This window comes from Sphingomonas jejuensis, from assembly GCF_011927695.1.
Lineage (GTDB): Bacteria > Pseudomonadota > Alphaproteobacteria > Sphingomonadales > Sphingomonadaceae > Sphingomonas_K > Sphingomonas_K jejuensis.
In genome coordinates, this window is record NZ_JAATJE010000001.1 from 1,854,657 (window position 1) to 1,878,747 (window position 24,091).

Here is a 24,091-nt window from a genome sequence, read left to right on the forward strand (position 1 = left end):
AGAAGGAGCCTTGGCATGTCCGCGACACGCATACTCTGGGGTCAGGTCATCATCGTGTTCCTGATCGTCCTCACCAGCATTTGGGGAGCGACCCAATGGACCGCGGCGGCCTTGGCCTACCAATCCGAGTTGGGGCCGCCCTGGTTCATGCTCGGCGCATGGCGGGTCTATCCGCCGCCCGCCTTCTTCTGGTGGTGGTTCTCGTTCGACGCTTACGCCCCCGACATCTTCCAGACCGGCGCGTTCATCGCTGTGTCTGGCGGCTTTGCGTCGATCATCGTCGCCATCGCCATGTCCGTCTGGCGCGCGCGCGAATTGAAGAACGCCGAAACCTACGGGTCGGCGCGCTGGGCGACCGCGCGCGAGGCGCGGGCGGCGGGGCTGCTCGGCGCGGAGGGCGTGGTGCTGGGGAAGCTGGGCGCGGACTATCTGCGTCACGATGGCCCCGAGCATGTGTTGTGCTTCGCGCCCACCCGGAGTGGGAAGGGCGTGGGCCTTGTGATCCCCTCGCTGTTGACCTGGGCCGGGTCGGCGATCGTCCACGACATCAAGGGCGAGAACTGGACGCTCACCGCCGGCTTCCGCGCCCGGCACGGCCGCGTCCTGCTCTTCGATCCGACCAACGCCGCGTCGGCCGCCTACAATCCGCTGCTGGAAGTGCGGCGCGGTCAGTGGGAAGTGCGCGACGTCCAGAATGTCGCCGACGTGCTGGTCGATCCCGAAGGCTCGCTCGAGCGCCGCAACCATTGGGAAAAGACGTCGCACTCGCTCTTGGTCGGCGCGATCCTCCATGTGCTCTACGCCGAACCGGACAAGACCCTGGCCGGGGTCGCGTCCTTCCTGTCCGATCCGTCACGCACAATCGAGCAGACGCTGGCCGCGATGATGGCGACGCGGCACCTGGGCGACACCGGCGTCCATCCCGTCGTCGGCTCGGCCGCGCGCGAGCTGCTGAACAAGTCGGACAATGAGCGATCGGGCGTGCTGTCCACCGCCATGTCGTTTCTCGGCCTCTACCGCGATCCTGTCGTGGCCCAGGTCACGCGCGCCTGCCAGTGGCGCATATCGGATCTGGTCGATGGTGAGCGGCCGGCGACACTCTACCTGGTCGTGCCGCCTAGCGACATCTCGCGCACCAAGCCGCTCATTCGCCTCATTCTCAATCAGATCGGCCGGCGGCTGACCGAGGAACTGACGCCCAAGCGCGACCGGCAGCGTGTGCTCCTGATGCTCGACGAGTTTCCCGCGCTCGGTCGTCTCGACTTCTTCGAGTCCGCCCTCGCGTTCATGGCCGGATATCGCCTCAAGGCGTTTCTCATCGCCCAGAGCCTCAATCAGATCGAGAAGGCCTACGGCCCGAACAACGCCATCCTCGACAACTGCCATGTCCGGGTGAGCTTCGCCACGAATGACGAGCGCACCGCCAAGCGGGTGTCGGACGCGCTCGGCACGGCGACCGAAATGCGGGCGATGAAGAACTATGCAGGTCACCGCCTGTCGCCGTGGCTCGGTCATCTGATGGTCTCGCGGTCGGAAACGGCGCGCCAGTTGCTCACCCCCGGCGAAGTCATGCAGCTGCCGCCCGACGACGAGATCGTGATGGTCGCGGGCGTCCCTCCGATCCGGGCGAAGAAGGCTCGCTATTTTCAGGATCGACGGCTTGCCGAGCGGATCATGGATGCCCCGGCACTCGCCGTCGTTCGCGTCCGACCGGACGACTGGACCGGTCGCGCCGTCGTCGCCGATCCTGACGATGTGGCGCGGATCGTGCGCGCGCAGGAGGATGCGGCCAATGGCGGGCTGCGCCGAGAACCCGAGCTGCCCGAGCACGTCGCCATCGTCCCCGAGGTCGAGCCGACGCCGGTGCAGGAGTTTTCCGTGGTTGACGACGAACCCGACGACAGCGCCCGCCAAGCGGCGATGCGTCGCCGGATGCAGGGTCTGGCGCGCCAGGCGTCGCTCGATCCCGACGACGGAATTGAACTCTAGGAGGATGCCATGCGGACGAGGCTGAACGTCTACTTTCCGCCGGTCTTGGCGAAGCAGGTCGACGAGCTGGCGATCCGCCGTCGCATCTCGCGCTCGGCGATCGTGGAGGCGGCCGTGTCCTCCTACATGTCGCCGGACGGCTCGGATCGCATGGAGGCGGCGTTCACACGTCGCCTCGACCGCCTGTCACGACAGGTGCAGCGGCTGGAGCGCAACACCGGATTGACGACCGAGGCGCTGGCGCTGTTCGTGCGGTTCTGGCTGGCGACGACGCCGCAGCTGAGCGACGACGACCAGGCGGCAGCGCAGATCAAGGGCCGCAAACGCTATGACGGCTTCATCGAGAAACTCGCACGGCGCTACGCCAGCGGGGCGAGCCTCATGGACGAAATCCCCGAAGACATCTGGCCCAAGCGGAACGACGACGCAGGTTGATCGGCGCGGTTAGTCGCTTCAGCGTGGTGCCGCAATTCAGCCGCCCGCAAGTGTCAGGCGTTCACGATGGCGCCTATGAAACCGATGCTTCCGCTGTTGGTCCTGTGCGCCGCCTGCTCGCCGTCCGCCAGCACGGGGGGCGGTGGCGCATCCGATGCTGCATCTGCTCGATATGCCACCCAGACCTCCGCGCCTGCCCCGGACTACGCGGCGTTGCTCAATAAGAGGGCGGTGCAAGCCGGCGCTTGGCGAACCCGCGATGCGACGGCGCCTGTACCCTCGGACGCCAAGGTGATTGGGGAGGCCTGGCTGGCGCGGGTGCGAGAACGCGGCGCGCTGCTCGGCCACGGTTTGACCGATGGCGGGCCGGACAGTCCGGTCGTGATGATCGATACTTCAATGACAGAACAGGAGTTCGACCGCTGGGTGCGTCACGGCGGGTGGGACGTCCCGCGTCATATCCGCTGGAGCTTCGTGCCTGCGATGGCGCTTCCGGGCGTAAGCCCGGACGCCCGCGACGCCATCCGCGTATGGCCGGCGTCCATCTCCCGGACGGGTCCGCAACGCCAGGCGCTGTTCTACGGTCGGGTCGAACTGCGCGACGGCTGTTTCTTCGCCGGGCAGTCTGGGCAACCGACTGACAAACTCGCCTGGTTTCACGCCGAAGTGGGACTCGACATCGATCCAGCAGGCTTTTTCATCCTGCGCGATCGGATAGGTGGTCAGACGCTCGCGCGCCTCGGCGAGAACATGAGCTGGGCCGGCCCTGCCAGCGCCGAGATCGATCCGGTCGCGGAGCAGGCGCTTCGACGCGAATGTGGTTCAGGCGAGATCCTGATCGTCGGTTCGCCGGAATCCACGGAGCGGTTCCACACGCAATATCCGCATCTGCGCGATCCCGCCTCTCCGCCGGCCCCGCCGAGCCGATAGAGCGAACGTCATCGACCTCTCCGGCTAGCAGCGGGATTCGATAAGGCCGGCCGAGTCACAGACTTTTCGTCGGCGCTGCCGCGGCGATGAGTCGACGCCAGCGGCGTATCTGCCGCCGCCGCTGCTACGCCGCTCGAATACTGTTGCGACGGCGTCGTTTCTGGCTCTCTTGCTGTGCCCCGACAGCCGGGCGGCCTTTCCGTCCGGCTCCTCTCAGGGGCCAAGACGGTGACCGCTTCCACGAAATCCCAAGCGAACCAGTCGCGCGGCGCCCGGATGCTGCGGACGGCGCTGGGATCGTCGATCGCCGCCTGGCTGGACGATCCGGCCGTGGTCGAGGTGATGCTCAATCCGGACGGCCGTCTGTGGCTGGACCGCCTCGGCGAGGGCGTAAGCGAGACCGGCCAAGTGCTGAGCGCCGCCGATGGCGACCGCATCATTCGCTTGGTCGCTCACCATGTCGGGGTCGAGGTTCACGCCCGCGCGCCGCGTGTTTCCGCTGAACTTCCCGAGGGCGGCGAGCGGTTCGAGGGACTGCTGCCGCCCGTCGTGGCAGGCCCCGCCTTCGCCATCCGCAAGCCCGCCGTCGCCGTGTTCACACTGAACGATTATGTGGCGGGCGGGATCATGCTGCCCGTCCAGGCCGAGACGCTTCGCCACGGCGTCGAGACCCGGGCGAACATTCTGGTGGCCGGCGGCACCGGATCGGGCAAGACGACGCTGGTCAATGCTCTGCTGGCCGAAGTCGCGAAGACCTCCGACCGCATCGTCTTGATCGAGGATACGCGCGAGCTGCAATGCGCCTCGCCCAACCTCGTGGCGATGCGGACGAAGGACGGCGTCGCATCGCTGTCCGACCTCGTTCGCTCCAGTCTTCGCCTCCGCCCGGACCGCATCCCGATCGGCGAGGTGCGCGGCGCCGAGGCGCTCGATCTCCTCAAGGCGTGGGGAACCGGACACCCCGGCGGCATCGGCACGATCCACGCCGGCACGGCGCTGGGCGCGCTGCGTCGCATGGAGCAGCTGATCCAGGAAGCCGTCGTCACTGTGCCGCGCGCTCTGCTCGCCGAGACCATCGACATGGTGGCCGTGCTGGCGCGGGACGCTCGCGGCCGCCGCCTTATCGAACTCGCTCGCGTCGAAGGTCTCGATCCGGCGACCGGCGACTACCGACTGACGTCACTCGGAACCCTCAACACCGGAGACCAACCATGATCCACGTCCTTCGCAGTGGCGCTCGCCGCGCCACGCTCGCGGCCACCGCGAGCCTGATCGCATTGACGATATCCGTCCCCGCCCACGCGGGCGGCTCGTCGATGCCCTGGGAAGCGCCGCTGCAATCGATCCTTCAGAGCATCGAGGGGCCGGTCGCCAAGATCATCGCCGTCATCATCATCATCGTCACCGGACTGACGCTGGCGTTCGGCGATACGAGCGGCGGGTTCCGTCGCCTGATCCAGATCGTCTTCGGCCTGTCGATCGCCTTCGCGGCGTCGAGCTTCTTCCTTTCCTTCTTCAGCTTCGGCGGCGGGGCGCTGGTCTGATGCTGCCGGGCGCCGAACCGATCGCCGGCTTCTATGCACCCGTCCACCGGGCGCTGACCGAGCCGATCCTGCTGGGCGGAGCGCCGCGCTCGCTCGCCATCGTCAACGGGACGCTGGCCGGGGCGATCGGTCTTGGTCTGCGCCTCTGGATCGCCGGCCTCGTCATCTGGGCGATCGGGCACGCCGTCTCGGTCTGGGCCGCGCGCCGCGACCCGCAGTTCGTCGACGTCGCCCGGCGTCATCTCCGCTTCCCGACCTGGATGCGGCCATGATGAGCCTGCGCGAATATCGCAGCAAGGCGGCGCACCTCGCCGACTTCCTGCCGTGGGCGGCCCTGGCCGCCGAAGGCGTCGTGCTCAACAAGGACGGCTCGTTCCAGCGGACCGCACGGTTCCGTGGTCCCGACCTCGATTCAGCGACGCCGTCCGAGCTGATCGCGACGACAGCCCGCCTCAACAGCGCCTTGCGTCGGCTCGGATCGGGCTGGGCCATCTTCGTCGAGGCGCAGCGCATCCCCGCGCTCGACTATCCGGCCGACAGCTTCCCCGACCCGGTTTCGGCTCTGGTCGATATCGAGCGGCGGGAGCAGTTCCGCGAGGAAGGCGCGCATTTCGAGAGCCGCTACTTTCTCACCCTGGTCTGGTTGCCGCCCGCCGAAGACGCCACCCGCGCCGAGGGCTGGCTCTACGAGGGTCGGTCGGCGCCGGGGGTCGATCCCAGGGAAACACTCACGGGCTTCATCGACCGCAGCGGCCGGCTTCTCAATCTAGTCGAGGGCTTCATGCCGGAAGTCCGCTGGCTCGATGACGCCGAGACGCTGACCTACCTCCACAGCACCGTGTCCACCCGGCGCCAGCGTGTGCGGATGCCCGAGACGCCGATGCACCTCGACGCGCTGCTCGCCGACGAGCCGCTGGCCGGCGGGCTGGAGCCGCGGCTGGGCGATCAACATCTTCGCACTCTCACCATCATCGGCCTTCCGAGCGTCACCTTCCCCGGCGTGCTCGACGAGTTGAACCGGCTGGCCTTCGAGTATCGCTGGTCCACCCGCGCGATCATGCTCGACAAGGTCGACGCCACGAAGTTGCTCTCGCGCATCCGTCGCCAGTGGTTCGCCAAGCGCAAATCGGTCGCCGCCATCTTGAAGGAGGTGATGACGAACGAGGCATCCACGCTGCTCGACAGCGACGCCTCGAACAAGGCGGCCGACGCCGACCTGGCCTTGCAGGAGCTGGGCGCCGACTATGCGGGCATGGCCTATGTCACCGCCACGGTGACGGTCTGGGACCGCGATCCGGCCATTGCGGCCGAGAAACTCCGCTTGGTGGAGAAAATCATTCAGGGACGCGACTTCACCGTGATCCCCGAAGGCATGAACGCGATCGAGGCGTGGTTGGGAAGCCTTCCCGGCCAGACCTACGCCAACGTCCGTCAGCCCCCGATCTCCACCCTCAATCTCGCCCACCTGATCCCCCTGTCAGCTGTATGGGCGGGGCCGGAACGGGACGGATATTTCGGTGCTCCCCCCTTGCTCTACGGCAAGACCGAAGGTTCGACCCCGTTCCGGTTTTCCCTTCACGTCGGCGATGTCGGCCACACGCTCATCGTCGGCCCGACCGGGGCGGGCAAATCGGTCCTTCTGGCGCTGATGGCGATGCAGTTCCGCCGCTATCGCGAGGCGCAGGTTTTCGCCTTCGACTTCGGCGGATCGATCCGGGCGGCGGCGATCGGCATGGGAGGCGACTGGCAGGATCTCGGCGGGATGCTTGCCGACGACGCGGAAGACGGCGTGCAGCTGCAGCCGCTCGCCCGCATCGACGAGCCGGCCGAGCGCGCCTGGGCCGCCGACTGGCTGGCGACGATCATCGTGTCCGAGGGCGTCACGGTGGACCCGTTGGCGAAGGATCGTCTGTGGTCCGCGTTGGGGTCGCTGGCGTCCGCGCCGGTTGCCGAACGCACCCTGACCGGCCTCGCCGTGCTGTTGCAGGACCAGACGCTGAAACAGGCGCTCGCGCCCTATTGCGTCGGCGGGGCCTGGGGCCGGCTGCTGGACGCGGAGGCCGAGCGGATCGGCGATGCGGTCGTGCAGGCGTTCGAGACGGAGGGGCTGGTCGGCGCCGCGTCGGCGGCGGCCGTCCTGTCCTATCTCTTCCATCGCATTGGCGACCGCCTCGACGGCTCGCCCACGCTCATCATCATCGATGAGGGCTGGCTGGTGCTCGACAGTCCCGGCTTCGCGCAACAGCTTCGCGAATGGCTGAAAACGCTGCGTAAGAAAAACGCCAGCGTGGTTTTCGCCACGCAGAGCCTGGCGGACATCGAGACGTCAAGCATCGCGCCGGCGATCATCGAGTCCTGCCCCACCCGCATCTTCCTCCCAAATGATCGGGCCGCCGAGCCGCAGATCGCGGCGATCTACGAGCGGTTCGGCCTGACCGAGCGGCAGATCGAAATCCTCAGCCGGGCCACGCCCAAGCGGGATTATTACTGTCAGTCGCGCCACGGAAACCGGCTGTTTGAGCTGGGCCTGGGCGAAGTCGCGCTCGCTTTCGCCGCCGCCTCCTCGAAGGCGGACCAGCTTCGCATCGCCGACATCGTCAACGAGCACGGTCCGGCCGGTTTCGCGGCCGAGTGGCTGCGCCATCGCGGCTCCGCCTGGGCGATCGATCTTCTACTCCCCAGCCAGCAGGAGACTGACCAATGACCACCAACATCCTCCGGGCCGCCGTCATGGCGAGCGTGATCGCCATCAGCGGCGGGATCGGACTGACCGTGGCGACGCCCGCCCACGCGCAACTTGGCGGCGTCGTCTACGACCCCAGCAACTATGCCCAAAACGTGCTGACGGCCGCGCGATCCCTCCAGCAGATCAACAATCAGGTCCAGCAAATCCAGCAGCAAGCCGCGAGCCTGACCAACCAGGCGCGCAATCTCGCCTCCCTGCCGATGAGCGAACTGCGCCAGCTCCAGCAGCAGGTCCAGCGCACTCAGCAGCTTCTCGGCGAGGCGCAGCGGATCGCCTATGATGTGCAGCAGGTTCGCCAGGCGTTCGAGGGCCGCTACCGGGGTTCGGCGCTGACCGGGAGCCACGCCCAGATGGTCGCCAACGCCAATGCGCGGTGGGCCGACAGCGTGGGGGCGTTCGAGGACGCGCTTCGCGTTCAGGCCGGCGTCGTCGGCAATATCGACGGCTCGCGCGCGACGCTCGATCGGCTGGTCGGCGCGAGCCAGTCCGCCGAAGGCGCTCTGCAAGCGGCCCAAGCCGGTAATCAGCTTGTGGCCCTTCAAGCCCAGCAGCTCGCCGATCTAACAGCCCTGCTGGCCGCGCAGGGCCGAGCGCAGGCGCTGGAGTCGGCGCGCCAGGCCGCGATCGAAGCCGAGGGCCGCGAGCGGTTCCGCCGCTTCCGCACGCGCAACTGACATGGGACGCACGGCAAAGATCGCCAGCGTCGCTACGCTGGCCGGGTTCATGCTCACGGTGGCGATCGTGTCCGTGACCCGGCCCGCGCAACCCGTCGCGCCCGCGTCCGCGCCGGTCGCGGCGGCGTTGGAAACGCCCGCCGTCGATCTTCGCCGCTGCCGCACCATCACCATGCCCGACAGCGGATGCGAGGCGGCCTGGGAAGCCAAACGCCGCCGCTTCTTCGGGCGGGAGATACTGCCATGAACGACACCGGCGTCATCGACACCATCCTGGGTGTGTTCGGCAACTACATCGACAGCGGGTTTGGTTTGCTGGGCGGGGAGGTCGCGTTCCTGTCGACCACCCTGATCGCCATCGATCTCACCATCGCTGGTCTGTTCTGGGCCTGGGGCGCCGATGAGGACGTGATCCAGCGGCTGGTGAAGAAGACGCTCTACATCGGCGTCTTCGCCTTCATCATCGGCAACTTCGGCACGCTGGCGACGATCGTGTTCCAGAGCTTCGCGGGCCTCGGTCTTCAAGCGAGCGGCAGCGCGATGACGATCGCGGACTTCATGCGGCCCGGAATGATCGCGGCCACTGGCCTCGATGCAGCCGACCCGATGCTCGCGGCGACGGAGGAACTGATCGGCCCGATCGGACTGTTCACCAACTTCGTCCAAATCCTGCTTCTACTGCTGGCCTGGGTGATCGTCGTCCTCGCCTTCTTCATCATCGCCATCCAGGTGTTCGTGACGTTGATCGAGTTCAAGCTGGTCACGTTGGCCGGCTTCGTCCTTCTGCCGTTCGCCTTCTTCAACAAGACGGCCTTCATGGCGGAGCGTGTGCTCGGGCACGTCGTCTCCAGCGGAATCAAGGTGCTGGTGTTGGCCGTCATCACCGGGATCGGCACGACCCTCTTCAGCCAGTTCACCAATGCTGCGGTCGGTGCGGAGCCGAACATGGAACAGGTGATGGCGATCGCCTTGGCCGCGCTCAGCCTGCTTGGCCTCGCCATCTTCGGTCCTGGCGTCGCCAACGGCATCGTCTCGGGCGGTCCCGCGCTCGGAGCAGGCGCCGCCGCCGGGGCCGCGCTCGCCGCTGGCGGCGCCTTGGTCGGCGGGGTCGCCGCCGCTCGGCTTGGCGCGGGAGCCATTGCCGGCGCGGCGGCTGGAACGGCGCGAGGCGCCGCCTTCGCCGCCGGCGGCGCGCAGAGCGCCTACGCGCTCGGATCGGCGGGCAAGACCGGGGCGTCCGCCGTGGCCGGCGGCGCAGGCGGTGTCGGCTCGGCCGCGATGGGCGCCGCCGCTTCGCCGCTGCGCCGCGCGGCGTCGTCCTTGAAGGACAGCCACCGCTCCGGTGCGCGGGCGGCGGTTTCAGCGACGGGCGGCAGCATCACCGGCGGCGCGTCGGCGCCCGCTTCAACTCCGGCTGACACCGCGTCCGCCGGTGCGCCAGGCTGGGCGGCCGCGATGAAGCGCCGCCAGTCCATGACCCACAGTGCGACCACCGCCGCCCACACGCTGCGCTCCGGCGACGGCGGCGGCAGCGGCGCGTCGGTCGATCTCAGCCAAAAGGATTAAGTCCGATGTTTCGACGTCCCTCTCTCCGTTACGGCCAGACGCCCGAGCCGGTGACGCCCTATCAGCGCGCCGCGCAGGCTTGGGACGATCGGATCGGCTCCGCCCGCGTGCAGGCGCGCAACTGGCGTCTGGCCTTTTTCGGCACGCTCGCGCTGTCCGGCGCGCTGGCTGGCGGCTTGGTCTGGCAATCGGCGCGGGGACATATCGTGCCGTGGGTCGTGCAGGTCGATCAGCTCGGCGAGGCCCAGGCGGTCGCGCCTGCCGAGGCTGGCTACCGACCGACCGACGCGCAGATCGCGTTCCACCTCGCCCGGTTCATCGAACAGGTTCGCGGGCTGTCCGCCGATCCCGTCGTCGTTCGGCAAAACTGGCTACGGGCCTACGACTTCACCACGGATCGTGGGGCCATCGCGTTGAACGATCATGCCCGCGCCAACGACCCGTTCGCCAATGTCGGACGAGTGCAGGTCGCCGTGGACGTATCGAGCGTCATCCGCGCGTCCCCCGACAGCTTTCGCGTCGCCTGGACCGAGCGTCGCTACACCGACGGCACGCTAACCACGACCGAGCGATGGTCCGCGATCCTCACCGTCGTCGTTCAGCCGCCTCGCACCCCGGACGCCCTGCGGAAGAACCCGCTCGGCGTGTTCGTCAACGCCCTCAACTGGTCAAAGGAGCTTTCCCAATGACGCATCGTCCGGCCAGCAAGGCCATCGTCTTGGCGTCGGCCGCCGTGCTCAGCGGTTGCGCCGCGTTCGCCAAGGCCTCGCCAGCCACGTCCAGCCCGCCGCTCGAAATCATGGCGATCCCCGCCGCCGAACCGTCGCGCCCTGTCGAGGTGGTCGTGATCGCGGAGCCGCTCCCGCTGCCGGGCCAGCTCATGCCCGCACCGGCGACCGCCAGTCGGACGCCGGAGGCGTCAGACCCGCGTCGGCGGATCGGCGCGGCGAACGACGCCGCGCGCGTCCAGCCCGTGCGCGACGGCTTCCTCAACGCCATCCAGCAATATCACTGGACCGAGGGCGCGCTCTATCAGGTCTATACCGCGCCGGGGCAGGTGACGGACATCGCCTTGCAGGAAGGCGAGCAGCTTGTTGGGCCGGGTCCGGTCGCGGCCGGAGACACCGTCCGCTGGATCATTGGGGACACGATCAGCGGCACGGGCGCGACCGCGCGGGTCCACATTCTCGTCAAGCCGACCCGCCCCGACCTGTCCACGAACCTGGTCATCAACACCGATCGCCGGACCTATCATCTGGAACTGCGCGCGACGCCCTCGACCTATATGGCGTCGGTATCCTGGACCTATCCGCAAGATCAGCTCATCGCCCTGCGCGCGGCCAGCGAGGCGGCCGTTGCGGCCCAGCCGGTCGCGGCCGGCATCGATCCGGCCGCATTGAACTTCGGCTATCGCATCGAGGGCGACCGGGCGCCGTGGCGGCCCGTCCGCGTGTTCGATGATGGGCGACAGGTGTTCATCGAGTTTGCGGCTGGGATCTCCGAGGGGGAGATGCCGCCGCTGTTCATCACCAGCGCGGCCGGTGACGCCGAACTCGTCAACTACCGCGTTCAGGGTCGCTACATGGTGGTGGACCGCCGTTTCGAGGTCGCCGAACTACGCCTGGGCGACCGACGCGGCGCACAGCGCGTCCGCATCGTGCGCGACGAGGGCCGGAGGGGGCGGTCGTGACCGACACTGACTTCCCCAGCGTCGCGGAAGATGCGCCGGAGCCGCCGGCCGATCCTCGCCCGTTTCAGCTTCGCGGCGATCCGCCTTCGGTCATGCGCCTGTCACGCAGGGCGTTGACGGTGCTGGGCGTCGCCGCCGGCCTCGGGATCGGCGGGTCGCTCATCTACGCGCTCACCCCGGCCGGAGAGCGCCAAACCGAAGAACTCTACAACACCGAGGGGCGGGCCACGGCGGAGACCATCACATCGGGACCAAGCGACTACGCGCAGGCGCCCCGCCTCGGCCCGCCGCTTCCCGGCGACCTCGGTGGGCCGATCCTGTCCGCCCAGCAGCGCGGCGAGGAGGTGCCGGTGCCGCCTATCGGCGGCGAGACCGTGCAGGCCGACCCTGCCGCGCAAGCACGAGAAGCGGCCATGCAGCGTGCCCAGCAAGAGCGCGACGCCGCACGCACCAGCAGCGTTTTTCTGTCTGGCAGCGGAGCCGGGTACCCCCAGCAGGTGTCACCCGGCGGAGCCCTTGACCTCGCTAGCCTTCAAGCCGCGCAATCGAGCAGCGCATCCAATCAGACCACCACGCCGGGTGGAGGTTTCATGTCGCGGCCTACAAATCGTGAGACGGTCAGTGCCGAGCGGCTGCGCGCTCCGGCATCTCCGAACATCGTGCAGGCCGGCAGCATCATCCCTGCCGCGCTCATCACCGGCATCCGCTCCGATTTGCCGGGGCAGATCACCGCGCAGGTGACGCAGAACGTCTATGACAGCCCGACTGGCCGCATCTTGCTGATCCCCCAAGGCGCGCGCCTGATCGGCGAATATGACAGCCAGATCGACGCTGGGCAGAGCCGCGTCTTGCTGGCCTGGGATCGGCTGATCCTGCCCGATGGACGCTCGATCACGCTGGAGCGTCAGTCCGCGACCGACGCTTCGGGTTACACCGGATTACAGGACCGAGTGAACCAGCATTGGGGACGCCTTCTGCGCGCCGCAGCCATCTCGACGCTGCTCGGCGTTGGAACGGAACTCGGCGGCGACAGCGACGACGACCTGATCCGGGCGCTGCGCCGAGGCTCTCAGGACACGATCAATCAGACCGGCCAGCAAGTAGTCGGGCGGCAGCTCAACGTGCAGCCGACGCTCACTATCCGTCCCGGCCACCCCTTGCGCGTGCTCATCACCCGCGACCTCATTCTCGAACCGATAGGAACGCCGCGATGACCAAGCTGAAACTCGGGCCGCTGGTCGATGACCGTCCGGTGAAGATCACGGTCGAACTGCCCGCCGACGTCCACCGTGACCTCACCGCCTATGCGGCGGCGCTGGCAGCGGAATCCGGCGGTGACGCGATCCCGCCGGAGAAGCTGATCGCACCGATGCTGACGCGGTTCATGGGCAGCGATCGAGGCTTCGTCCGCAATCGCCGACCGCAAAGCGGCTGAGTGCGACGGACTACCGATCGAAGAAACGTCGACGCCGCTCGGCGGAGTCGACGGTGACGATGGCCTGTTCGGCGTTCGCACACTCGCCGCCCCGGATCGAGCCGTGGGTGCAGCCCGCAACGACGCGCCGCGCCTCCTCGATGTTGGCCTCGAAATACTGGACGCCTCGTGGCTCCGACGATCTCGACGCCGACGCGCTGACGACGCCGGGCGCGCGTTCGCCGGTCGCGGTCGGCGGTGCGATGACCGGGCGAAGAACGAACCCAGCGGTGAAACCAACGATGAGACAGACGATCGCGGCAACGATGACGGCTTTACTGTTCTGCATCGGATGCACTCCAAATGACGCCCGCCATTTTACCTCATTCGTGACGCGATCTCAAAAGACAGCGCGTAGCGATTTTTGATGAACTGGAGGAACCGGCGCAGCGCGGGATTGGCGTTGTCGTCGCGCCAACATCCCGAATAACCAATCAGGGCCTGGCCTTGCTCGCCGTCGATCGGGCGATAGACGACATCGGGATAGCGTGCCCCCGTCGAACTCTCGCAAACCAGCGTCACCGCCGTCGTGCCGCCCAGGATGCTAAGGATGGTCTCGCGGCTGGCGCGGTGCATCCGGATCGCGGGCGTGCAGCCCGATGAGCCCAGCTTACCGAGAAGGATGTCGCGCTTCTCCGGTCCCGGGTCGGCGACGGTGAACAGGAACTGTTCACCGCGAAGATCCGTCCATTGCACGATGTCGCGCTCGGCCAGTCGATGGCTGGCGGGGAGGGCGACAAGGACGCGCTCGCTCCACAGCGGTTCGCACCGGAAACCGTTGTGCGCGGCCGCGCCCATCAGGATCGCCACGTCGATTTCGCCGGTGTCCAGCCCGGCGAGCAGCACGCTCCGATCGGCCTCGACCCCATCCACGTCCACGTCGGGGTTCGCGTCGCGCCAGCCGAGCAGGGTGGCGCGCAGGTTGCCGGCCGACATCGACCCATTGTGCCCCAGCATCAGCCCGCCGAGCCGGCCTTGACCGGCGGATCGCATGATCGCCACGAGCCGATCGCTCAACGTGACCAGCGGCGTCGCGCTTTGAATGAAGGCGATGCCGGCGTGAGTGAGCGTCACGCCGGCCCGCGAGCGATTGAAGATCGGCGCGCCCAGCGATCGTTCCAGCCGGAGGATGCCGCGGCTGAGCGTCGATTGCTCGACGTCCAGCGCGCGGGCCGCCTTGTAGAGGCTCCCATGATTGGCCGCCGCGATCGCGTAACGAAGCTGGCGGATATCAAAGGGCATCGCTCATTTCACGGCCGAGCGGCCGTCCTTTCCTCAGAACGGAACACGCAGCATCGCGCGTGCGCCGTGATCGCGGACGCCGTCGCCCATCTGGCCGCTGTAGCCGACGCTCAGGCGGGCGCCCCGGCCGAAGGTGAACTCGGCCCCGGCGTCCACCACCAGCGCGTCCTCGGCGATCGGCGCGCCGGTGACGGTGAAGGCGTCGCCGCCCGCGAACGACACGCGGCTCCGCGCCGGATCGAGATCGAAGGCGTGACGCCAGCCCAGCCGGCCCGACAGGCTCAGCCCGCCGACCTGCGTCGATCCGCGCGCGCCTAGCGTCGTGAACACCGCGTCGTCCGTCTCCGCCCGGCCCGACAGCGCCGCCGCGCCGCCGGTCTCGGCGAAGGCGTCGGTCTTGACCTCGACCCACGCGACCTCGGCGAACGGCTCGACCGCCGTCGCGTCGCTCAGGCGCATCGCATAGCCCACGCGGCCGAACGCCTGACGCGTCTCGCCGTCATAGCGGGACGAGGCGGTCTCGCTGAAGCCGGGGAAGACGATCGCCCGCTCCATGTCGAAGCTGTGCCACGCCATCGCCGCGCCGGCCGACAGGTCGAACCCGCCCGCCTGCACGCCGACGCGCGCGCCCAGGTGCCAGCTCTCGACCTCCGCCGACGACACGCGGTCGGCGACGGCATAGTCGGAACGGCTGTAGCCGCCGCCGATCCCGGCCGAGAACGTCTCGCCCAGCGGCACGTCGACGCCGGCGAACAGGCCGGTCCCGTCGCGCTTGACCTGCGCGGCGTTGCCGTCGCCGTCCATCCGGCCCCACGAGCCGTAGACGTTGCCCCAGGCGCCGCGACGTTCGCCCGGCGCCAGCATGGCGTCGCGGAAGAAGCGGCTGTCGTCGAGCAGGCCGCTGCGCGCGCTGGCGTGCGCTTCGCCCGACAGCTGATCGAAGGCGTAGCGCGCCGTGTCGACCTCCAGCGGGATGATCGCGTTGTAGACCGCGTTCCCGCAGCCCAGCCGCTCCGCCGCCGCCGCGCTCGACTGCTGGTTCGCCGTCACGCCGCGCTCGGTGAAGGTGGCGGCGTTGCGCGCCAGCGTCAGCCGCACGTTGTTGGCGTCGTAGCTCAGGGTCGGGGTCAGGAAGGCGTAGTTGGTGCTGACCCCCGCGAACGTGCCGCTGATCCCCCCCTGCGCGGTCAGGATCGTCGAGGTGATCGATGCCCCGCAGGCATCGTTGTTCGTGCCCTGGAACAACGCCGAGACGTTGCCGCCTTGGAGCGTCGCCGTGCCCGTCACGTTCAGCCGGTCGGCGCGCCCGTCCACGGTGACGTCGACCTCATAGGTCGAGCCCGCCGCGAACGTCACGTTGCCGCTGGCGTTCAACGTGCCGATGCCGTTGCCCGTGCCGGGGTTCACCGTGCCGGAGATCACCGCGTTCCGCAGCGTCCCCGCGCCGCTCAGCCGCGTGCCGGAGGCGACGTTCAGCGTCCCGCCAAGCTGACCGTCCAGCCGCATCGCCCCGGCGGTCAGGTTGAACGTGCCGCCGAACCCGGAGCTGTCGCCGGTCAGGATCAGGTTGCCCGCGCCGATCTTGCGGAACGCGCCCGCGCCGTCGATCACGCCGGACAGCAGCAGGGCGTTGCCGTTCTCCAGCGTGCCGCCCAATGCCCCGGCGGTGAAGTTTCGCGCCGAGCTGCCCTCCGCGCTGAATCGCAGTGTGCCGCCGTTCAGCGTGACCCCTCCCGAGGCCGCGCCTAGGTTGGCGTCGCGCGACACCTGCAAAACACCGCTGCTGACGGTCGTGCCGCCCGTATAGGTGTTCGTGCCCGACAAGATCAGCGTGCCGAAGTCGGTCTTATCGAGACCGGACGTGCCCGCGATGACGCTGGCGATGGTGGCGCTCATCGAAGCCCCGGCCGCGCTGCCGTCGCCGACGCGCACGGAAGCTGGGGTCGCCAGCGTCAGCACACCGCCCGTCAGGGTGTAGCCGTTCACCGCGAACTGGAGGCCGCTGGCCGACACGCCCTCGGGCGCGATCGTCACGGTGCCCGCCGTTCCTTGGAAAACCGCGCCGCGACCCTGCCACGCCTCGTTCACATCGCCTTCGCTGCGCGTCCAGTTGGTCGTGGTGTTGTTCCAGACGCCCGATCCGCCATCGACGGCCAGGTTCGCGGTGGTGTTGCCCCCATCCCAGAACTGGAGGCCGCGCCCGACCACCAGGTTGACCTGTCCGGCGAACACCGTCTGGATGTTGCCGTTCGCCCCTGCCGGAAGCGGCCCGAGCGTCATGCCGTTGTCGGTCAGCGTGCCGCCATAGTTGAAGATGCGATACACGCCGTCACCGAACCCGCCCGCGTCCGTGACGGAAAGCGTGCCGCCCAGCGTCAGGTTGCCCCCGACATTGATGAGCGCCGAACTGGACGGTGCTCCAAGAGCCAGCCTCAGCTGGCCGTCGAACACCATATCCCCGGTGACGTTGAACGTATCGCGCCCGCCCGCACCGGAGCGTAGCGACAGCAGGCCGCTCGCGCTCTGTGTATAGTCACCGTTGATCGTGTGCGAGACGAAGCCGGGCGACGAAACCTGGATCGCTCCGTGATTTGTCAGCACGCTTCCCGCGCCATTCAGCGCGATGCGGCCGTCCAGAATCCCCGATCCGCCGTTGACGATCTGGCTGGTATGGCTGGCGCCGATCGAACCTTCACCGCCCCGGATCAGACCGTCGTTGCGGAAGTTTAGCAAACCACCATTGGCGACACGAACGCCATAGCCGCCGGTCGAGATGATGCTGCCGGTGTTGACGCTGTCGACTAGGTGCAGGCGGAGGTTAGGAGCGACGAAAAATTCTCCCGGTGTCGTAGCATCCCCGGAGAACAGAGTATCGCCGATTAGCACGCCGCCGGTGCCGGCGCTGCCCGCGCTCGCGATGGAACCTTGATTATTCAACGTCATCTTACCAGCACCCATTATGTAGATGCCGGACCCCATGCCGCTGCCTCCAGTGATGGTCACGCCGGGCGCAACCGCGATTACGCTTGAGGTTCCATCGTTATCAACTGCGAACTCTCCCCTCGCAAAATTGGGCCTATCTTGCGAAAGCCCAAGCACTCCGAATATGCCGAATGAAGCATTTCCGGAAGCGGTGATGTTTCGCGTGACGTTAACTGAAACGATGCTTCCTAAATCTGCGTCTCGCGAATAGCCAGCTGGCAAATTTCCTCTGCTCAGGAAATCCTGATAATTCGCTTCGCTATAACTGATAGACTTGAAATAAATTCCTGCACTATCAGCGCCCGCCACTGTGATGTCGCCATCGGACTGAAGGGCTATATCTACCTGACTCAATGCGCTCAGGCCTGCTCGACCGCTCGGCCCATAGTAGAATGTATAGCGGGTGCCATCCACGTCACCGTCGAACATACGGGGCTTGGCTCGGGTGCTAGCGATGCTGATTGTGCCGCTGTTGGAAAGATCAACGGTTCCGGCTCGTGATGAGGCTTGCAAGCCGTAAAACGCCGAATCGCCGCCGTTAGTATCTATGGAACCTCGGTTTAAAACCTTGACGAGGCTGTTCTGGCCAAAAGCGGCTGCCAGAACTGCTGGATTACTCCCACTATTGATGGAACCTTCATTCAGCAGCGATAGATTCCCTAGAACACGTAAATCAACCGCACTCGAAATATTGGACGTGCCTTGCGCCGTAGGGAATATCGTGATGTTTCCGCGATTTATAACTTCCACGTTTTCGCGCGGATCGGATATAGACGACGCCTCAGTGTTGACAAAGATGGCTTGCTGGGTCGAGCCAGCCGGACCAAATAATCCGGTACTAGGGCGATTAGTGATGTTCCCGTCATTCAAAATGCGGACGTTCAGATCACTCCCCTCCGCTCGGAATGTGTGCAGGAAGTTTATCCCCCCATTCTCAATCGTTCCTGTGTTCGTTATCTGAATATCGTAATTCTGAACACGCCGCCGGTTGAGTTCATTGGCGTCCTCCACCAAGATTCTTGAATTTATCAAGTCACCGCTGTTATCAATCGAAATCCTGCCGTTGGCAGTAGTCGCAGTGCCGCTTCGGTCGATTCGTTGGACAAGAATTTCACCGCCTTCGATCCTGCCGGAGTTTCGAATTGTTACATCGTTGAAGAACGGAAGAACGATTGCGATCGCGTCGGGATTCTCATCTCGTATCGAGGCGTTCCAAGCAAAATCCAAATCTGCCCTGCGGATCGTCCCCGTATTTTCAATAAGGACTGACGGGATTGAGGTGCCAAGGTCGTTGTCGGTAACCCGGATGCCAGCGCTTCCACGCACTCCCGCAACATCAATCAGACCAGCATTGCGGATTGTGAGAGATTCAGCCTGCTCGGCTAGGATTCCGTAGTTCAAGTAGTTGGTGGTCCCGCTATCTCCCGCAGTAGTCCGGAGATCGATCGTACCATTGTTGACGATCGCGAGTGGCTGACCGACCCGGCTCCGGCCATTCACGTAGATCCCTACCGTGTCTCCGAAACCCCTTGCTGTCAGCGAGCCGTTGTTCAAGACCGTGTTGGCCCCACCTCCCAAGTAGAGAGCGCTGACGTAGCCGGACTCGCGGAGTGTCTTATTGATATCTACTCGAACCGATGAATCGAGTTCGACATCCGGACGCGAGGAATTGATCGTGATGCCGTTGGCACGATTGGGCGGCTGAATTGGTTGGGTCAAGTCGCGGAATACGAAGCGCCGAAGAGAATCGTTGAAACCACTGTTGAAGCCGCTGCGGATATCGCCGCTGCACGTCACAACGCCATCGACCACGGGGCATTGCGCGCTTCCAGGCGTGACCTGCTGCGCCGTCGCCGGGCTGGCCGCCAGCCCCGCCGCCAGCATCGCCACCGCCGACGCGCCGCCCAACAGCATCCGCGCTCGAACCGACCGCGCCCGCGCGATCCCCGCGACGATCCCCTGACCCATGTCTCTCTCCCTGTTGCGCCGCCCGGACGCGGTTTCGCCAACCGCGAAAATGCGGCCTCACCCCGGAGAGGCGGGATCGATCGGAAAACGGATCAAAAAAAATGACGGGGCACGAAAAAAAGTTCGCACCCCGTCGAAAGCCCCGCGTTTCCGGGATTTATTCCAGCCCGCATTTCTTCGCGCAGGCTTTCGCCGCACCGGCCGTCTGGTCGGAGTTCGCGAAGCAGTTGTCGAAACACCGCTGTTTGTCGTCATCGGACGAGGCGAGGCCGGTCGGGGCCTGTGCCGTCAGGCTTCCGTCTTCGCCACGCAGGTGCATCACCACCTTGCCGTTGAACTCCAGATCGAAGCCGCCTTCGACTTTGCGGGTGGAATAGCCGCCATCGGCATCGTGACTGTTTGTCATGTCTCTCTCCTGTGATTTGCAGATGCGATCGGGCGACGTCAGTCGTCCTGGATTGCGTGGTTGCGAGTTTCGTCGGCGCCGACCACGGTGATGCCCTTGTGGCCGGTGATCCCGCGCAGCGGTCGGGCGACGGTGTAGGGCGTGATCGCTTCAAGGCAAAAGCCGCCCGGCACGTTCCCCACCAGCTCGATCGACCACCAGTCGGGCCGCTCGATGTAGAAGTAGGGGTGCAGGGCGACCTCCATGTTGGCGCAGGGCGCCTCGCCCGTGACGATCAGCCAGGGCTGGCCGTCGCGCGTCTCGATCCGGCTCTCGCCGAGCGGCAGCAGACGGTGTGACTGCGACGGGGGCAGTTCATCGAAGTTCATCGATCCTTCCTTTCTCTCTCCTGACCACCGCGAAAACCGGGGGGTCATTTGAGAGAGGCGTGATTTTTGAAAAAACGGATCATTGGGGTGATCCGTTTTGACCGACGATCGCGCCTGTCAGGGTCGAGCGCACTTGCGCGCTGGAGTAACTCGCTTGAGTCCAACCGTCGCCCTGAGCCGCCCAACCCCTGTCGCGCCGCGGGAAACCTCGTCCTTCTGGCGCGTCGCCGGCGCATCCGCGCGTGGCGCGCGCCACGCTGACGCCGGGCAGGACAATCAGGACGCCTTCCACGCCTGGACCGAGGGCGACTGCTTCGTCATCGCCGTGGCGGACGGCCACGGCTCCCCGATCCACTATCGCTCCGCGATCGGCGCGGCCTTCGCGGTGAACGCGGCGGCGGCGGTGCTGGCCGACTGGATCGCGGCGCGCGACGGCGCCGACGCGCATCGGATCCCCACATCCATCCTCGACCACTGGCGCACCGCGGTGCGCGCCTATGCCGCCGACAACCCCAATCTGCTCGACCTGGTGACCGCCCGGCTGGGCGGCGGCCCAATGGTCCCCTACGGCGCGACTTTGGTCGCAGCCGCCGGCGATGGGCGCCGGACGGTCGTGGTCCAGATCGGCGACGGCGACGCGCTGCTCGGCTTCGGCGCGCGCCGGATCGTTCGCCCGCTGCCCGACGACGGTCTGGACGGCGAGCGCACCTATTCGCTGTGCCAGTCCGACGCGCTGTCGCGCTTTCGCCTCCACATCGCCGAGGAGACGCCGGACTTCGTCTCCGTTTCGACTGATGGCGTGTCGAAGTCGTTCGCCTGTCGCGAAGCCTTCACCTACGGCGCGGCGTCCGTGGAAGCCGGCGCCCTGCCGACATGGCTCGCGCACAAGGCGGACGGACCCAGCCGCGACGACGCCACCTTCTGCTTTGCCCGGCTCGCACGATGAGCGCCCGCCCGATGCCGCGTTTGCGCCAAAGCTTCCCGCGCGGCCCGCGTCTCGCTAGCATCCCGACTATGGGGGACGGGGACGGGATCGCCGGGGACGAGGATAGCCGCGCACTGCTGCACGCCTGGCAGGCGGGCGACGCGGCGGCGGGCGACCGGCTGTTCGCGCTGGCGCATGACGAACTTCGCACCGTCGCCGCCGCTCTCCTGCGCCGCGAGCGCCATAGCTCTCTGTCCAGCGGCGACCTGGTCAACGAGGCCGTGCTGCGCCTGATCCCGCTGGAGCGGATCGATTGGCGCGACAAGGCGCACTTCCTGGCGTTGTCTGCGCGCGTCATGCGGCAGGTGCTGGTCGATCACGCCCGCGCGCGTCTGACGGAAAAGCGGGACCATCACCGCGTGACCCTCGTCACCGGCATGGGCGCCGAGGCGCCGCCGGTGGACTTGCTCGATCTCAACGCCGCGCTCATCGAACTCGAAGGCTGGGACCGCGACCGCGCGAGCCTCGTCGAGATGCGCTATTTCGGCGGGATGACGATCGACGAGATCGTCGCCGTCACCGGCCAGTCCGCCCCAACCGTGAAGCGCCGCTGGCGCTCGACCCGCGCCTGGCTGATGCAAGCCATGCAGGAGCGCCCGGAATGACCGACCGTTCGCTCGATCAGCGCGCGCTCGCCCTGTTCGAGGCGGCGCTGGACCTTCCCGCCGCCGCCCGCGAAGCCTGGGTCATGCAGCAGGCCGGCGCCGACAAGGCTCTCGCCGACCGCGTCCTGTCGCTGTTCGCCGCCGACCGGGCGGCGTCCGTCGCGGTCCACACCGGCGGCGCGCAGGCCAGCGTAGACGCGCCGCTGCCCGAACGGATCGGCGCCTATCGCATTGTCCGCCGCATCGGCCAGGGCGGCATGGGCGCGGTCTATCTCGGCGAGCGGGCATCCGACGACTTCCGCCATCAGGCCGCGATCAAGCTGGTCAAACCGGGCGTCCTGTCCGACGCGCTGATCCAACGGTTCCTGGCCGAGCGGCAGACGCTGGCCGACCTCGTCCATCCCAACATCGCCCGCTTTCACGACGGCGGCGCGACCGAGCGGGGCGAGCCCTACATCGTCATGGAATATGTCGATGGCCGCCCGATCACCGACTGGGCGGCGGACAACTCGCTCGGCATCCCCGCGCGCCTCGCGCTGTTCCGTCAGGTGTGCGACGCGGTGCGTTTCGCCCATCAGAATCTGATCGTCCACCGCGACATCACCCCGTCCAACGTGCTGGTCGCCGCCGATGGCGCGCCGCGCCTGATCGACTTCGGCATCGCCAAGCCGCCCGAGGCGGAGGGCGGCGACGGCGCGGCGTCCTCGCCCTATCCCTCGCTCGCCGGCCTCAGCCTGACGCCCGGCTTCGCCGCGCCCGAGCGCATGGCGGGCGTCGGCGCCACCACGCTCAGCGACGTCTTTTCGCTGGGCCGCCTGCTCGACGTGCTGGTGGAAGACCACGCGCCCGACGCCGACCTGAAGGCGATCATCGCCACCGCCACCGCGCTCGACCCCGCCGATCGTTACGCCTCGGTCGATGCGCTGATGGACGATCTCGACCGCCATGCCACCGGCCGCACCGTCACCGCCCGCAATGGCGGGCGGGGCTATGCGATCGGCAAATTCGTGCGCCGCTACCGCTGGCCCGTCACCGCCGCCGCCGTCGCGCTGGCGCTGATCCTCGCCGCGCTGATCGTCGCGCTGGTCTCCTACTGCCGCGCCGAGCGCGCCCGTGTCGCCGAGGAGCAGCGGTTCGAGGAAGTGCGCGCCCTGGCCGGCTACATGATCTTCGACCTCAACAGCCAGCTGGAGCGCATCGCGGGCTCGACCAAGGCGCGCGCCGACTTGGCCGAGCAAGCCGGCCGCTATCTGTCCGCGCTCGCCGCCTCGCCCGGCGCCGACGACGCGCTGAAGCTGGAGGCGGCACGCGGCTTCATCGCGCTCGCCCGCGCCCAAGGCGTTCCCGACCGACCGCATCTCGGCCAGATTGAAAGCGCCCGCGCCAACCTGGAGCGCGCGATCGGCATGATCCGCGACCTGCGAGAGCCTTCCGCGCCGGACCTCGCCGAAGCCCAGGCGTCGCTGGCGATGATCCTAGGGCACATCGACTCCAAGACGGACGCCGCCGCCGCGCGCCTCGTCGAGGCGCACGCCGTTCTGGCCGCCGTGCCGTCCGCCGCACGGGACCGGCGTTGGCACATGGCGCGCCGGAATGTCCGCAAGGCGGAACTGGACATGACGACGCTGACCGCCTCGCTCGACGACATGCCGCGCCTGTCCGACCTTCTTGAAGCGGAAATCGCGGAATGGCCGGCGGCCATGCGGGACAGCTCAGACGCATCCCTCGACCGCGCCTATGCACGCTACTATCGCGGCATCCACCATTATTTCCTCGACCAGCCCGATGACGCGGTGGCCGATCTATTGGAAGCCGAGAGGCTCTTTCGCGAAGCTGAGCGCGCGAACCCCGGCGATCCCAACATCCTCTATGCTTTGGCTTGGAACGCCAACGTCGGCTACAGTTCCGCCACCCAATCGCCCGCGCTCGCCGGACAGGCGCGCCGCTTCCTCGACCAGGCGTCGAGCATCCTCGACCGGCTGCTGCAAATCGAGAGCAACGACGATGGACTGCGCGCCTTCGCCGCGAACGTGCAGCAGGCCCGGTCTCAGGCGCTGAGCGCGGACGGGCGGCACAGCGAAGCCATCGCCCTCCAGCGCGGCGTGATCGCGATGCACCAAGACGTGCTGCGCCGAAACCCGACACCCGCGCGGTCGAACCGCTTAGTGCTGGCACACGTCACAATGGCGAACATCGCCAGAGCCGCCGGCGACCGGGACACCGCCTGTGCGGAATATCGTTCGGCGCGAGAAAAACTAACCGTTCTAGACCAGCGAAATGAAGCCCTGGGATCCGTAGGGCGATACGGTGCGGGTCTCGACGCCAATCTTGCCGCCTGTTCTTGGGGCGGTGCTGCGAACGATCTCGTCATCTTGGAATAGTTAGCGGACCGACTAGGTGGTGTGGACAAAGTGCCTGACCCACAAGCGGATTGAAGCGACGAGGACGAAACCGAGGAAGCTGTCGGCGGTCTTGTCGTATCGGGTC

22 protein-coding genes and 1 pseudogene are annotated in these 24,091 nt (G+C 67.2%); 17 read left to right on the top strand and 6 right to left on the bottom strand.

Annotated features, from left to right (window positions below; all coding sequences use genetic code 11):
- Positions 1-15 precede the first annotated feature (15 nt).
- The 14 genes from GGR88_RS09355 to GGR88_RS09420 all read left to right on the top strand — a co-directional run bounded on the left by GGR88_RS09355 (position 16) and on the right by GGR88_RS09420 (position 13,009).
- Positions 16-1,989 (top strand): conjugal transfer protein TraG, encoded by a 1,974-nt coding sequence (locus tag GGR88_RS09355; RefSeq protein ID WP_167954223.1) that lies wholly within the window; start codon positions 16-18, stop codon positions 1,987-1,989.
- Between the two features lie 9 nt (positions 1,990-1,998).
- Positions 1,999-2,424: a ribbon-helix-helix domain-containing protein gene (locus GGR88_RS09360; RefSeq protein WP_167954224.1), complete on the top strand. Its 426-nt coding sequence runs from the start codon at positions 1,999-2,001 to the stop codon at positions 2,422-2,424.
- Positions 2,425-2,508: 84 nt separating this feature from the next.
- A complete protein-coding gene (locus GGR88_RS09365; protein WP_167954225.1) occupies positions 2,509-3,354 on the top strand; it encodes a hypothetical protein in 846 nt (281 codons plus the stop codon).
- 276 nt (positions 3,355-3,630) lie between these two features.
- Complete coding sequence (trbB, locus tag GGR88_RS09370) at positions 3,631-4,569, top strand: P-type conjugative transfer ATPase TrbB (protein WP_167954481.1); 939 nt, start codon at positions 3,631-3,633, stop codon at positions 4,567-4,569.
- Positions 4,566-4,898: a TrbC/VirB2 family type IV secretion system protein gene (locus GGR88_RS09375; RefSeq protein WP_167954226.1), complete on the top strand. Its 333-nt coding sequence runs from the start codon at positions 4,566-4,568 to the stop codon at positions 4,896-4,898. Before trbB ends, GGR88_RS09375 begins: the two co-directional genes overlap by 4 nt.
- Complete coding sequence (locus tag GGR88_RS09380) at positions 4,898-5,170, top strand: VirB3 family type IV secretion system protein (protein ID WP_167954227.1); 273 nt, start codon at positions 4,898-4,900, stop codon at positions 5,168-5,170. The genes GGR88_RS09375 and GGR88_RS09380 overlap by 1 nt, the downstream gene beginning before the upstream one ends.
- A complete protein-coding gene (gene trbE / locus GGR88_RS09385; protein ID WP_167954228.1) occupies positions 5,167-7,602 on the top strand; it encodes a conjugal transfer protein TrbE in 2,436 nt (811 codons plus the stop codon). The genes GGR88_RS09380 and trbE overlap by 4 nt, the downstream gene beginning before the upstream one ends.
- Positions 7,599-8,318 carry a P-type conjugative transfer protein TrbJ gene (gene trbJ, locus GGR88_RS09390; RefSeq protein WP_167954229.1) on the top strand — a complete coding sequence of 240 codons (720 nt, stop codon included), beginning with the start codon at positions 7,599-7,601 and terminating at the stop codon, positions 8,316-8,318. The genes trbE and trbJ overlap by 4 nt, the downstream gene beginning before the upstream one ends.
- Position 8,319: 1 nt before the next feature.
- Positions 8,320-8,565, top strand: a complete 246-nt coding sequence (gene trbK-alt / locus GGR88_RS09395) for a putative entry exclusion protein TrbK-alt (protein ID WP_167954230.1) — start codon at positions 8,320-8,322, stop codon at positions 8,563-8,565.
- A complete protein-coding gene (gene trbL, locus GGR88_RS09400; RefSeq protein ID WP_167954231.1) occupies positions 8,562-9,884 on the top strand; it encodes a P-type conjugative transfer protein TrbL in 1,323 nt (440 codons plus the stop codon). The genes trbK-alt and trbL overlap by 4 nt, the downstream gene beginning before the upstream one ends.
- A gap of 5 nt (positions 9,885-9,889) precedes the next feature.
- Positions 9,890-10,573 (top strand): conjugal transfer protein TrbF, encoded by a 684-nt coding sequence (trbF, locus tag GGR88_RS09405; RefSeq protein WP_167954232.1) that lies wholly within the window; start codon positions 9,890-9,892, stop codon positions 10,571-10,573.
- On the top strand, positions 10,570-11,574 hold the full coding sequence (trbG, locus tag GGR88_RS09410; protein WP_167954233.1) for a P-type conjugative transfer protein TrbG: 1,005 nt from the start codon (positions 10,570-10,572) through the stop codon (positions 11,572-11,574). The genes trbF and trbG overlap by 4 nt, the downstream gene beginning before the upstream one ends.
- Positions 11,571-12,788 carry a TraB/TrbI/VirB10 family type IV secretion system protein gene (locus GGR88_RS09415; RefSeq protein ID WP_265150693.1) on the top strand — a complete coding sequence of 406 codons (1,218 nt, stop codon included), beginning with the start codon at positions 11,571-11,573 and terminating at the stop codon, positions 12,786-12,788. Before trbG ends, GGR88_RS09415 begins: the two co-directional genes overlap by 4 nt.
- Positions 12,785-13,009, top strand: coding sequence for a DUF2274 domain-containing protein (locus GGR88_RS09420; protein WP_167954234.1), 225 nt, complete (start codon positions 12,785-12,787; stop codon positions 13,007-13,009). Before GGR88_RS09415 ends, GGR88_RS09420 begins: the two co-directional genes overlap by 4 nt.
- A gap of 10 nt (positions 13,010-13,019) precedes the next feature.
- Here GGR88_RS09420 and GGR88_RS09425 read toward each other — a convergent pair whose 3' ends face one another.
- The 5 genes from GGR88_RS09425 to GGR88_RS09445 form a co-directional block, all read right to left on the bottom strand.
- Positions 13,020-13,337, bottom strand: a complete 318-nt coding sequence (locus GGR88_RS09425) for a hypothetical protein (RefSeq protein WP_167954483.1) — start codon at positions 13,335-13,337, stop codon at positions 13,020-13,022.
- A 29-nt stretch (positions 13,338-13,366) separates the two neighbouring features.
- Entirely contained in the window at positions 13,367-14,290 is a 924-nt protein-coding gene (locus tag GGR88_RS09430) for a LysR family transcriptional regulator (RefSeq protein WP_167954235.1), read from the bottom strand.
- A gap of 33 nt (positions 14,291-14,323) precedes the next feature.
- Positions 14,324-19,240 (bottom strand): autotransporter domain-containing protein, encoded by a 4,917-nt coding sequence (locus GGR88_RS09435; protein ID WP_167954236.1) that lies wholly within the window; start codon positions 19,238-19,240, stop codon positions 14,324-14,326.
- Between the two features lie 157 nt (positions 19,241-19,397).
- Complete coding sequence (locus tag GGR88_RS09440) at positions 19,398-19,646, bottom strand: hypothetical protein (protein WP_167954237.1); 249 nt, start codon at positions 19,644-19,646, stop codon at positions 19,398-19,400.
- 38 nt (positions 19,647-19,684) lie between these two features.
- Positions 19,685-20,014 carry a hypothetical protein gene (locus tag GGR88_RS09445; RefSeq protein ID WP_167954238.1) on the bottom strand — a complete coding sequence of 110 codons (330 nt, stop codon included), beginning with the start codon at positions 20,012-20,014 and terminating at the stop codon, positions 19,685-19,687.
- Between the two features lie 154 nt (positions 20,015-20,168).
- On the opposite strand from GGR88_RS09445, the gene GGR88_RS09450 reads away from it, so the two are divergent.
- The 3 genes from GGR88_RS09450 (at position 20,169) to GGR88_RS09460 (ending at position 23,985) form a co-directional block, all read left to right on the top strand.
- Positions 20,169-20,960: a protein phosphatase 2C domain-containing protein gene (locus GGR88_RS09450; protein WP_167954239.1), complete on the top strand. Its 792-nt coding sequence runs from the start codon at positions 20,169-20,171 to the stop codon at positions 20,958-20,960.
- Positions 20,961-21,028: 68 nt separating this feature from the next.
- Positions 21,029-21,604 (top strand): ECF-type sigma factor, encoded by a 576-nt coding sequence (locus GGR88_RS09455; RefSeq protein ID WP_045811929.1) that lies wholly within the window; start codon positions 21,029-21,031, stop codon positions 21,602-21,604.
- Positions 21,601-23,985 (top strand): serine/threonine protein kinase, encoded by a 2,385-nt coding sequence (locus tag GGR88_RS09460; RefSeq protein WP_167954240.1) that lies wholly within the window; start codon positions 21,601-21,603, stop codon positions 23,983-23,985. Before GGR88_RS09455 ends, GGR88_RS09460 begins: the two co-directional genes overlap by 4 nt.
- A 12-nt stretch (positions 23,986-23,997) precedes the next feature.
- Here the strand turns inward: GGR88_RS09460 and GGR88_RS09465 are convergent.
- A pseudogene (locus tag GGR88_RS09465) lies at positions 23,998-24,091 on the bottom strand (IS5 family transposase); the annotation flags it as partial.

Coding starts and splice junctions, on each gene's coding strand:
- GGR88_RS09355 (WP_167954223.1), top strand. CDS start 16: ATGTCCGCGACACGCATACTCTGGGGTCAGGTCATCATCGTGTTCCTG.
- GGR88_RS09360 (WP_167954224.1), top strand. CDS start 1,999: ATGCGGACGAGGCTGAACGTCTACTTTCCGCCGGTCTTGGCGAAGCAG.
- GGR88_RS09365 (WP_167954225.1), top strand. CDS start 2,509: ATGCTTCCGCTGTTGGTCCTGTGCGCCGCCTGCTCGCCGTCCGCCAGC.
- trbB (WP_167954481.1), top strand. CDS start 3,631: ATGCTGCGGACGGCGCTGGGATCGTCGATCGCCGCCTGGCTGGACGAT.
- GGR88_RS09375 (WP_167954226.1), top strand. CDS start 4,566: ATGATCCACGTCCTTCGCAGTGGCGCTCGCCGCGCCACGCTCGCGGCC.
- GGR88_RS09380 (WP_167954227.1), top strand. CDS start 4,898: ATGCTGCCGGGCGCCGAACCGATCGCCGGCTTCTATGCACCCGTCCAC.
- trbE (WP_167954228.1), top strand. CDS start 5,167: ATGATGAGCCTGCGCGAATATCGCAGCAAGGCGGCGCACCTCGCCGAC.
- trbJ (WP_167954229.1), top strand. CDS start 7,599: ATGACCACCAACATCCTCCGGGCCGCCGTCATGGCGAGCGTGATCGCC.
- trbK-alt (WP_167954230.1), top strand. CDS start 8,320: ATGGGACGCACGGCAAAGATCGCCAGCGTCGCTACGCTGGCCGGGTTC.
- trbL (WP_167954231.1), top strand. CDS start 8,562: ATGAACGACACCGGCGTCATCGACACCATCCTGGGTGTGTTCGGCAAC.
- trbF (WP_167954232.1), top strand. CDS start 9,890: ATGTTTCGACGTCCCTCTCTCCGTTACGGCCAGACGCCCGAGCCGGTG.
- trbG (WP_167954233.1), top strand. CDS start 10,570: ATGACGCATCGTCCGGCCAGCAAGGCCATCGTCTTGGCGTCGGCCGCC.
- GGR88_RS09420 (WP_167954234.1), top strand. CDS start 12,785: ATGACCAAGCTGAAACTCGGGCCGCTGGTCGATGACCGTCCGGTGAAG.
- GGR88_RS09425 (WP_167954483.1), bottom strand. CDS start 13,337: ATGCAGAACAGTAAAGCCGTCATCGTTGCCGCGATCGTCTGTCTCATC.
- GGR88_RS09430 (WP_167954235.1), bottom strand. CDS start 14,290: ATGCCCTTTGATATCCGCCAGCTTCGTTACGCGATCGCGGCGGCCAAT.
- GGR88_RS09435 (WP_167954236.1), bottom strand. CDS start 19,240: ATGGGTCAGGGGATCGTCGCGGGGATCGCGCGGGCGCGGTCGGTTCGA.
- GGR88_RS09440 (WP_167954237.1), bottom strand. CDS start 19,646: ATGACAAACAGTCACGATGCCGATGGCGGCTATTCCACCCGCAAAGTC.
- GGR88_RS09445 (WP_167954238.1), bottom strand. CDS start 20,014: ATGAACTTCGATGAACTGCCCCCGTCGCAGTCACACCGTCTGCTGCCG.
- GGR88_RS09455 (WP_045811929.1), top strand. CDS start 21,029: ATGGGGGACGGGGACGGGATCGCCGGGGACGAGGATAGCCGCGCACTG.
- GGR88_RS09460 (WP_167954240.1), top strand. CDS start 21,601: ATGACCGACCGTTCGCTCGATCAGCGCGCGCTCGCCCTGTTCGAGGCG.